General features: G+C 42.2%; 7 protein-coding genes. 4 read left to right on the top strand and 3 right to left on the bottom strand.

Annotated features, from left to right (window positions below; translation table 11 throughout):
• The 3 genes from IM322_RS05565 to IM322_RS05555 all read left to right on the top strand — a co-directional run.
• Positions 1 to 108, top strand: a 108-nt coding sequence (locus IM322_RS05565) for a transposase (protein WP_287672724.1), incomplete at its 5' end; no start/stop codon positions are given.
• A 356-nt stretch (positions 109 to 464) separates the two neighbouring features.
• Positions 465 to 2,423: an ATP-dependent nuclease gene (locus tag IM322_RS05560; RefSeq protein ID WP_287675085.1), complete on the top strand. Its 1,959-nt coding sequence runs from the start codon at positions 465 to 467 to the stop codon at positions 2,421 to 2,423.
• 91 nt (positions 2,424 to 2,514) lie between these two features.
• Positions 2,515 to 2,694 carry a DUF1156 domain-containing protein gene (locus tag IM322_RS05555; protein ID WP_287675088.1) on the top strand — a complete coding sequence of 60 codons (180 nt, stop codon included), beginning with the start codon at positions 2,515 to 2,517 and terminating at the stop codon, positions 2,692 to 2,694.
• A 117-nt stretch (positions 2,695 to 2,811) separates the two neighbouring features.
• On the opposite strand, the gene IM322_RS05550 is transcribed toward IM322_RS05555, so the two are convergent.
• From IM322_RS05550 to sat, 3 genes are all read right to left on the bottom strand, one after another.
• Positions 2,812 to 4,452 (bottom strand): DUF6930 domain-containing protein, encoded by a 1,641-nt coding sequence (locus tag IM322_RS05550; protein ID WP_287675083.1) that lies wholly within the window; start codon positions 4,450 to 4,452, stop codon positions 2,812 to 2,814.
• A gap of 75 nt (positions 4,453 to 4,527) precedes the next feature.
• On the bottom strand, positions 4,528 to 6,606 hold the full coding sequence (locus IM322_RS05545) for a caspase family protein (RefSeq protein ID WP_287675079.1): 2,079 nt from the start codon (positions 6,604 to 6,606) through the stop codon (positions 4,528 to 4,530).
• Positions 6,603 to 7,772: a sulfate adenylyltransferase gene (gene sat, locus IM322_RS05540; RefSeq protein WP_287675076.1), complete on the bottom strand. Its 1,170-nt coding sequence runs from the start codon at positions 7,770 to 7,772 to the stop codon at positions 6,603 to 6,605. Before sat ends, IM322_RS05545 begins: the two co-directional genes overlap by 4 nt.
• A 131-nt stretch (positions 7,773 to 7,903) precedes the next feature.
• Here sat and IM322_RS05535 point away from each other — a divergent pair, with 131 nt between their 5' ends.
• Positions 7,904 to 8,608: an SDR family oxidoreductase gene (locus IM322_RS05535; protein ID WP_286825298.1), complete on the top strand. Its 705-nt coding sequence runs from the start codon at positions 7,904 to 7,906 to the stop codon at positions 8,606 to 8,608.
• Positions 8,609 to 8,735: the final 127 nt, after the last annotated feature.

Raw genomic sequence — 8,735 nt, 5'->3', positions numbered from 1 at the left:
TTAATTGAGGGAATGAATACCAAAATAAAGCTTATTAAAAGAATAAGTTATGGATTTACCAATTTTGAACATCTTCGACTTAAGCTGTTTGCTTGCTTTAATTCATAACAAAAATTAACACACGAAAACCAGAAGAGCCGCGTTGGGGTTGTTGGGTTTCGCTTTTTCAATCGAATTAATACGTTTTCTCCCAAGTATTGTTTCGCTCAAACCAATCTACGAGACTGCTCCCTAATTAGATTTAATTGGGCTAACCTACTTCCAAATTGTGTTAGCATCAGAGATAAGTATAAAACAGCCGAACGATTAAAGCGGGACTATTGGCTCTATAGGGTGTTTAACTGTGGGACAATGTCGGAAGTTTATGTCATTCGAGATGCGGTTACGCTAGGACGGCAACCTGTTACAAGCATTGAACATTATCAGCTTGGACTAGAGGCAATTCTACGGCAGGATGAACGGGAATGAAGATCAGCAAAATTCAGATTAAAAATTTTAAGTCTTTTCAAGATGTTACCGTATATCTAGATCCTGATTTTAATGTCTTTACTGGGGTTAATAATTCAGGAAAAACCAATTTGCTAGAGGCGATCGCTCTTTGGCATGAGTGTTTTAATAAGCTAATTCGACAAGCGGGCAAAGCATATAAAGAGTTATACAAAAAAGGTGATTATATTCTCGGTCATACAACAGAAAAATATTTTCCTTACGAAACTATTAAAACGGTTAGAACTTCAAATATTGACGATATTTTTTATCAACGTGATACAACTGCTCCTATTGAATTATCTATTAACTTAAATAAAGTAGATATAAATTTAGAAATTGGTTTTTCTATCAAGACCTCTGGTTTAAATTATGTTATTGAGCTTTTGAATTATAACCAATATAACTTTAGAGGATTCAATGAGTTTTTTGAAAATTTTTCCAACCCTATTAGTGCATCTTTTGCCTCTCCTGTAGCCACCATCAGAACTGAGGAGAGATTTGTGACTCGTCCACAAATTATTGAATCTATTCAAAAAAGAGAGTCTGTTGAAGTTGTTCGTAATCGTTTATACAATCTTTATTATGATACAACTCGAAATGAAAATCTTTACAATAAATTTATTCGAGATTTATCGTATATTCTCTTTAACGGCGATAAAAAAATTGAGTTTTTCCCTAAAAGTGATATCCAAAAAGATATAAAATCAGTGATTTATTATAAAATCGAGTCAAGAGATATTGAGAAAGATATTTCTCTATTGGGAAGTGGAACGTTACAAATTATTGTTATTTTATTGAATCTTTACGCACCGGAAAAAACTAGAGACCTAAACTTAATTTTATTTGATGAGCCTGATAGTCATATTCATCGGGATATTCAAAAACGTTTAATCGATACGGTTCTTAGATTTTCGACAAATACTCAAATCTTTTTAACAACTCATAATGAGACTCTAATTCGTCAGGTTCCTCTGCATCAGCTTTTTCATATTGAAAACAGACCTCAATATAATTATAATGCTTTATCTCGACAAGAACTTTTCGTAGAGCCACACTTTAAAGGAATTTATCCCTCTGCGCTAAATCCTATTATTAGTTCTTTAGGGAATAGCAATGGTTTAGATTTTATTAATGCAGTTGAAGCGGATAAAATCATTTTTGTCGAAGGTCAGGATGATGCAAAAGCAATTTATACGTTATTACAAAAGAATACTATTGGTATAAATACAAAAAAATATTCTTTCTGGGTGATGGGTGGAGTCTCTGAAATTTTTAAGGATTTACCTAGTTATAAAAAGATCTTTCAGTTAATTAGAAATCAAGAAACGCTTTGGAGTAAGGCTTTTCTCGTCTTTGATCGTGATTTTATTGAAGATGATCACCGTGATAAGCTTATTGAAGCACTGGGTAGTCATGTTAAAATTCCAACTTATATCACTCCGTCTTATACTTTTGAGTCAATTTTATTAATGGATTTGATCAAGTTATCTCATCTACTAAAAAAATGGCTAGAAGCCAAAAAAGATGATATTAATGTTGATCGATCTGCTTTGGTACAATCCCTAGAGAATCATTATTTAACAATTATGCAACAAAAGCTAGAGAGTCTTGATGATAAATATATTGATGAGACTTGCCATCGGTATGCCAACGTCAGGGAACAACTAAGTAAAAGGGATTTTTTGAATAACCAAAATCCTATTAAAGAAAATGATATTAGTCTAAATACTCTATTTAGGAGGTATTTAATAACCATCAATGACAATCGTGAATTTTATAAAATGGCTAATAAAAATGATGTTCAAGCAATTATTAATCAAGTGACCAAACCTTATAATATAGAGTTCAAGATTGAGCAAGATTTTATTTCATTACTCAATCTTGTTGATCGCTCAACTTGGTTTGAGGAGTGGGATTTTTTAACGAGATTGTAGAATTTTAACTATGACGACCTACCCTAAACGCCTCATTGAAGTTGACCTACCCATTAAGCGAATTTCTGCCCATGCGCGGCGGTAAAAATCGATTCGTCATGGGCATATTTCTACGCTGCATATCTGGTGGGCAAGACGACCACTGACCGCGTGTCGGGCGGTAATTTGTGCGGCGTTGTGGCCGGATCCAGTGGATGAAAACTGCCCGCAAGAGTTTAGAGAAGATGCGGCCAAAATTATTACTGAATTTGCCAAGCAAACTGATTACTGATTACTGATGAGTGATGACTGATGACTGATGACTGATTACTGTTTACTGATCACTGATTACTGATTACTGATTACTGATTACTGATTACTGAAAAAAAGCCGCCGCTGCCCGTTCAAATTAACCGAAGTGAGGCATAAGAGTCAAAACTCCCAAGTCTAAATCTTTACTATTGATCGATGTTGCCTCATAGAGAGCCAACATATCGTTTAATTGGGGATTACCGCAGGAGGAACCGGTTACGCCCATGGCAATAATCAAACCACAATAACCCTCGGTATTTTTGATGCGTTTTTGCCAATTGCGGCGCGCGTTACGGTGGTCGGGATCATCTTCCTCAAATTCCCCAAATAGATAGAGATCACCGTTAGCCATTTTCAGAATCCCCAGATCATAACGGGTATCTTCGAGGGGATCTTCGCCAGGGTTAAAACCAATAGCCGCCAAACCGCCAGCTTGTTCGATTTTTTCGATAATTTCCTTGGCTTTCGGTCGGGAGGTCTGGATCATCACCACGGGGAAACCCTCTCCTTTTGTCGGTACGGATTGGGGTTGATAATGGATTTTTGGACGACTGCGAATTTTATCTAATAATTGCCAGGGAACCATTCCCAGACTGAGATGTGCATTATCAGGAACTAAATCCTCCTTGAGTACGGATTCTTCCTCATCATCCTCATCCTCGTCGTCATCCTCCTCCAAGAGTTGCATAAATTCCGCACATAGATCGGGCATCGTGGCCACCGTCACCGCCACGGTTTCCCCTTTTGCCTGTTCGGGATCGAGGGGAATGCGAAAACGACGCTGTAATTCTCCGATCGGTTCTTCGGATAAAGCGGATTGATTGCCTTTAAAAAAGCGCAACAGAGCCATTAAAGCTAAATATACCGTGATTGCTTCTTCTTCATCTAAATAGGGGCGAATACCTTCGTAGGGATGCACGCTGCCGAAAACTGGATGGATTTGGGAGGGGGCAGCCGAGGCTAGATCGTAGTCATCCTCATCATCGTCCTCATCATCATCGGCCAATTCGTAGCTTAAAAACCAACAATCTTGGGAAAGAAAGGCTTTTTCTAATCTTTCCATCGATTTTTCTTCTAAAGCGGACTGCCGGAATTGTTTGAGGGATTCTAGGGAACGATAGAGAATGATTCCGTATTCCCGACCGAGCATTCCCATGACACAGGCGTAAAGATTCGGGAAATCGGGGCGATCGAGCTTAATTTCCAAAATATCGTAATCAGCTAAACAGGACCAGGGTTCAGCTTTCCAAATTTCGTGAGCGGTTTTCACTAAAGCGGACTGCCAAGTGGGAGGAATTGCCGGGGGGCGGTTATTTTGGAATTCGTCGAATCCACGAAAGAGATCATCGATCAGGGGCAAACTGGGTACATAATCGATGGTGATATCGAGATCTTGCAGTACCCCGCGCAGAAAAAACTGTGTTTCTCGATCGCGGACGATAATTTTTTTCGGTCTGGCTGGCCGGGCGGGACTTTGCGGTGTTTCGATGGCGCGGATTAAGGTTCTCACCATGGCCTCTGGCCCGGTTTCGGGGGAAACTACTTCCATAGCGCGTACACAGCCCTCGCTACCATCCACCCAGATCACGCACTCGCCGCCGCTTTCTTGATTTGGTTCTAAGGTGGCCCGGGGCATTCTCTCGGATAAGGATAAAGCACGACGATCTCCTTCCCAAACACTGGGAATTTGTGGGATTTTTTTGAGGCGGCTTTGGGTGGTCCGGGGCAGAAGATTCATCGGGAAATTTAGGGGTAGCTGTTTTAGGATTTTAACCTTTTCTTTTCAAGGATTCCATAAGAATTTTCTATCGATTTAGTCCATAACTTGATAAATAAACCGGAAACCTGACCAAGTTCCTAGATCAAAGGCGTATTCATCAATTACACTGCCAGAACTATCCGTTTTTAGACCTAAATCTAATTTTAGATCGCGACCGAATGCTCTGGCTATTTCTAGGGGGTTAGTCAGGGTGAGCAGTTGGGTGGCTTCTCCTTTGACGTTTTGAGTAGCATTAAGGATTGTAAAGGTTTTTGGGAAAGGATGGCGACTGAGGATCAGTAGATTTTCTCTGATGCCCTTGGGTTGACTAATTTTCCAATGCCCTTGGCGGTCATTGGGGATGGTGGCCTTGCTTTTGGCCGCCACGACAAAGGGGGCCAATGGGCTGGAATTGGTGAAATTATCGGAGGTTTCTGAACAGGAACAGTATAAAAGCGGTTGGCGATCGCTGTTGAGGACAAGGATCAGTGCGTAGAGGGGTTGTTCTTCTTGATTCTCAATTTGATAGCGAATTTCCGTCCCCAAGGGCAGAATTAAGTCATTGTTAGCGTTATCGTTGGCCTTGCTATTATTGAGGGCTTTTTTCGTTTGCAGACGGGAGATATAGATTTTATCAATGCTTTCGAGGGTGACAATGACGGCTAAACCGGAGGATTCTTGATTGATCAACAAGTGCCACAATTTGCAGGCCAGCAGGGTTTCTAGTTGCGATTGCAGTCGTTTGATTCCCGATTTAATGGCTTCGTTGACCGCCCCTAAACTACCGATAATTAGGGAGCCATTGGCAGATAATAACTGATAATTGCCAGTTTCTTCGCTACCAACTCGACTTAAGAGACAATCTACCGCTTGTTCGCCAATGTTAACCACGGCGGCCACATCGGGCAAACTGGCAAAGGTACTGGTGGCATCTACCCGTTCAATCCGGGTTAAGTTATTATCCAAACCGACGATTAAGCCGATTTGACTCGGAAAAACCCGCAATTTTTCCTCTAGAATCTGTCCTATTTCTAGGGAGGCGGTTGCCGATAATAACTGGGCTTTGGCTTTTAAACCCTGACGGGAGAGAATTTGTAGGCTGATTTCCTCCCCGGTCGCCTCAATAAAGCTCAAACAGGAGTTAATTCCGTAATTTTCTAGGATTTCTAAGGGCAGGCCGACCAGATTGACTTCTAGGGTGCGCTCGTCAATAAGATTTGTAACAATTGCTGCCCCGCCCCTTGACTTTTCTGGCTTTGTATGATAAAGCGCCGCAGAATTATTTTTTTGATTACTGGTTAGGATTGCCGGTTGCTGTTGTTCACTGCTGTGACTAGCGACGAGATTGCGGAGACGGGGAAAAGCGATCGCAATTGTCGGACTGGGGGAAACTTGCCAGAGATACTGAGTGAGATCATAGGTGAATAAGCCGGCATTGGGGCTATTACCGCTCAATTCCAGGGCGATTTGCTCTGGTTTAGCGGCAGCGAGAATAACGCCGTTACTAGGCTTATTTTTGAGGTTAAAACGGGTTTTAATATCGGCAGCGAAAGTTAACTCGGCGGGGTTAAGGTCACTAATGGTTCTAGAATAGGAGCGAACGCGGAGATTACCGAGATAGGGCTGAGGTTGGGGGAGATGACTACTATCAAAAACCAAGCTAAACTTATCCGTAGCTAGACAGCGAGCCAAAAGCAAAATATTTTCCTTAATTAGAGCATTTTCTGCCCCATCAGCAGCAATAAAAACCTCTTTTCGGGCCCCAACACTGCCATAACCGCTAAAGTGAAAAATTACCACATCCCCCGTTTTAGCTTGGGCGATCAGGTGTTCTAAAAAAGCCAATTCGATCGCTTCTCTAGTGGCTTTTTGCCCCGTTAAAGTCACTATATCAGCATCCTGAAAACCAAAACGATAACGGAGAAGGTCTTTTTGTAACTCCACATCGGTAAGACAACCGGGCAGCGGCGGAATATTCGCCCCATACTGGTCAATACCGACTAAAAGAGCCAATTTTCGGGGATTAGGGGCGGCGAGAGCAGCCAAATGACGGTTAACTGTCCCTTGACTAATCGCCAAAGTCAGCAACCCCCAACCTGTCTGCTGGATCAATTCTCGCCTAGTTATGTTCATGACTCTCGCATGGCGCGGATTAATTCGGCAGCCACTTCTGGACGGGAGAATTCCGGAGGTGGTAATTCTCCTTTACGCAGCAGTTCCCGGACTTTCGTTCCCGAAAGGTGTATTCTTTCTTCCGGTAAACTGGGGCTAGTTTTAGTGGTTGCCATTCCCGAAGTGCGGGTACAGTAGAAAGCGTGTTCAAACTTCATCGGCATGATTCCCAATTCCCCCGGCTCGAACTCATCAAAGATATACTGAGCATCGTAGGTTCCGTAGTAGTCTCCGACTCCGGCATGGTCACGACCGACGATAAAATGGGTACAACCGTAGTTTTTACGGATAATAGCGTGGAAAATTGCTTCCCGGGGGCCTGCATAACGCATAGCTGAGGGGTTGATAGCCAGAATAACGCGATCTTGGGGAAAGTATTTATCCATCATGATCTCATAGCAACGCATCCGCACATCGGCCGGCACATCATCGCTTTTGGTAGCGCCGACAAGAGGATGCAAGAATAAACCATCTACCACTTCTAGGGCGCATTTTTGAATGTATTCGTGGGCCCGGTGGATGGGATTACGGGTTTGGAAACCGACAATCGTTTTCCAAGCTTTTTCGTGGAACATTTTCCGCGATTGCAGAGGATCGATCTGATATTTGGGAAACTGAGGATGAGGATCGCGCTGAAGCAACCATATTGGACCTGCGAGGTTAATTTCTCCCTGTTCGTAGAGGACTTTTACCCCGGGATGTTTCTGGTCGTCGGTACGATAGACGTTAACTGCTTCGTGGGCCTTATTGTAACGGTATTTTTGGGTTAGCTCTAGGACTCCGACAAAGTTGCCTGCGCTGTCATCTAAACGAATCCAGTTGCCTTCTTTGAGGGGATCCGCCACTTCTTCGCTAACGGAAAGAGTCACGGGAATTGCCCAGGGTAAACCATTGATTAGACGCATATCATCGACGACTTTTTCGTAGTCGTCCTGTTCCATAAAGCCTTTGAGGGGACTGAAACCACCAATAGCAATCATAACTAAATCCGAGAGCGCTCGTTCATCTAAGGAAACTCGCGGTAGTTTTTCAGCTAGGGCCAGAAATTCTGCTTTTTCAGCAGCGGTAGCAATACGATTAATTAATTGCCCACCGTGGGGCGCGATTCCTTCGGTCAGTACAGTCATAAAAATTTCTTTACATTGTCACGGTTTATCCTATCAGAAGTTGGCTAAAGCTTAATCAAAGGGGCGTGACTGTCGATGCTTTTCTGGGGCGAAAGGCCTACAATAAGATTTGTAAAGAATTATCAATAATTATGAGCGAAAAAGTTGTCCTGATTGTCGGTGCTACGGGGGGTATCGGTGCTACTTTAGCCCGTAAACTAGCTGTTAATGGTCATAAACTCGTATTAGTGGCCAGAAATGCCGATAATTTATCTAATTTAGCTAGTGAGTTGGGTTGTCCCTCTTTAATTGTGCCGACGGATATCACCAATCCGACTCAGGTAGAAACTTTGATGGAAAAAATTGTCTCCCATTACGGCCGGTTGGATGTGTTGGTTAATGCGGCTGGGGCCGGGGTGATGAAACAATACAATAAAATCACGCCGGAAGATTTAGATAAAATGCTCGACCTCAATCTGAAGGGGAGTTTTTATACCTGTCAGGCTGCGGCTAATGTGATGAAGGAAAATAAGTACGGTCATATCTGTAATGTGGTGGGAATTTTAGGTAAGCATTCTATGGCTATGGCTGCCGCTTATTGTGCTTCTAAGTACGGGGTAGTCGGTTTTAGTAAATGTTTGGCCGATGAGTTAAAACGCTATGGTATTAAAATGACTTTATTCTATTTTGGTGGTGTGGATACTCCTTTTTGGGATCAGGTGAGCTTAAAAGTTGATCGCACTAAAATGTTAACCGCTCAAACCGCCGCCGATGCTATCTATTTTGCCATGAATGCTGAACCACAAGCCGTCCCCATGGAAATTAATATTCAACCCGATAGTCATCTCTTTTTTTAGTCGTCAGCTTTTTCAGTTATCAGTTATCAGTTATCAGTTATCAGTTATCAGTTATCAGTTATCAGTTATCAGTTATCAGTTATCAGTTATCAGTTATCAGTTATCAGTTATCAGTTATCAGTTATCA

This window comes from Microcystis sp. M109S1 (assembly GCF_020247025.1).
Lineage (GTDB): Bacteria > Cyanobacteriota > Cyanobacteriia > Cyanobacteriales > Microcystaceae > Microcystis.
This window is presented reverse-complemented; position numbering and strand designations above follow the sequence as displayed.

Coding starts and splice junctions, on each gene's coding strand:
- IM322_RS05560 (WP_287675085.1), top strand. CDS start 465: ATGAAGATCAGCAAAATTCAGATTAAAAATTTTAAGTCTTTTCAAGAT.
- IM322_RS05550 (WP_287675083.1), bottom strand. CDS start 4,452: ATGAATCTTCTGCCCCGGACCACCCAAAGCCGCCTCAAAAAAATCCCA.
- IM322_RS05545 (WP_287675079.1), bottom strand. CDS start 6,606: ATGAACATAACTAGGCGAGAATTGATCCAGCAGACAGGTTGGGGGTTG.
- sat (WP_287675076.1), bottom strand. CDS start 7,772: ATGACTGTACTGACCGAAGGAATCGCGCCCCACGGTGGGCAATTAATT.
- IM322_RS05535 (WP_286825298.1), top strand. CDS start 7,904: ATGAGCGAAAAAGTTGTCCTGATTGTCGGTGCTACGGGGGGTATCGGT.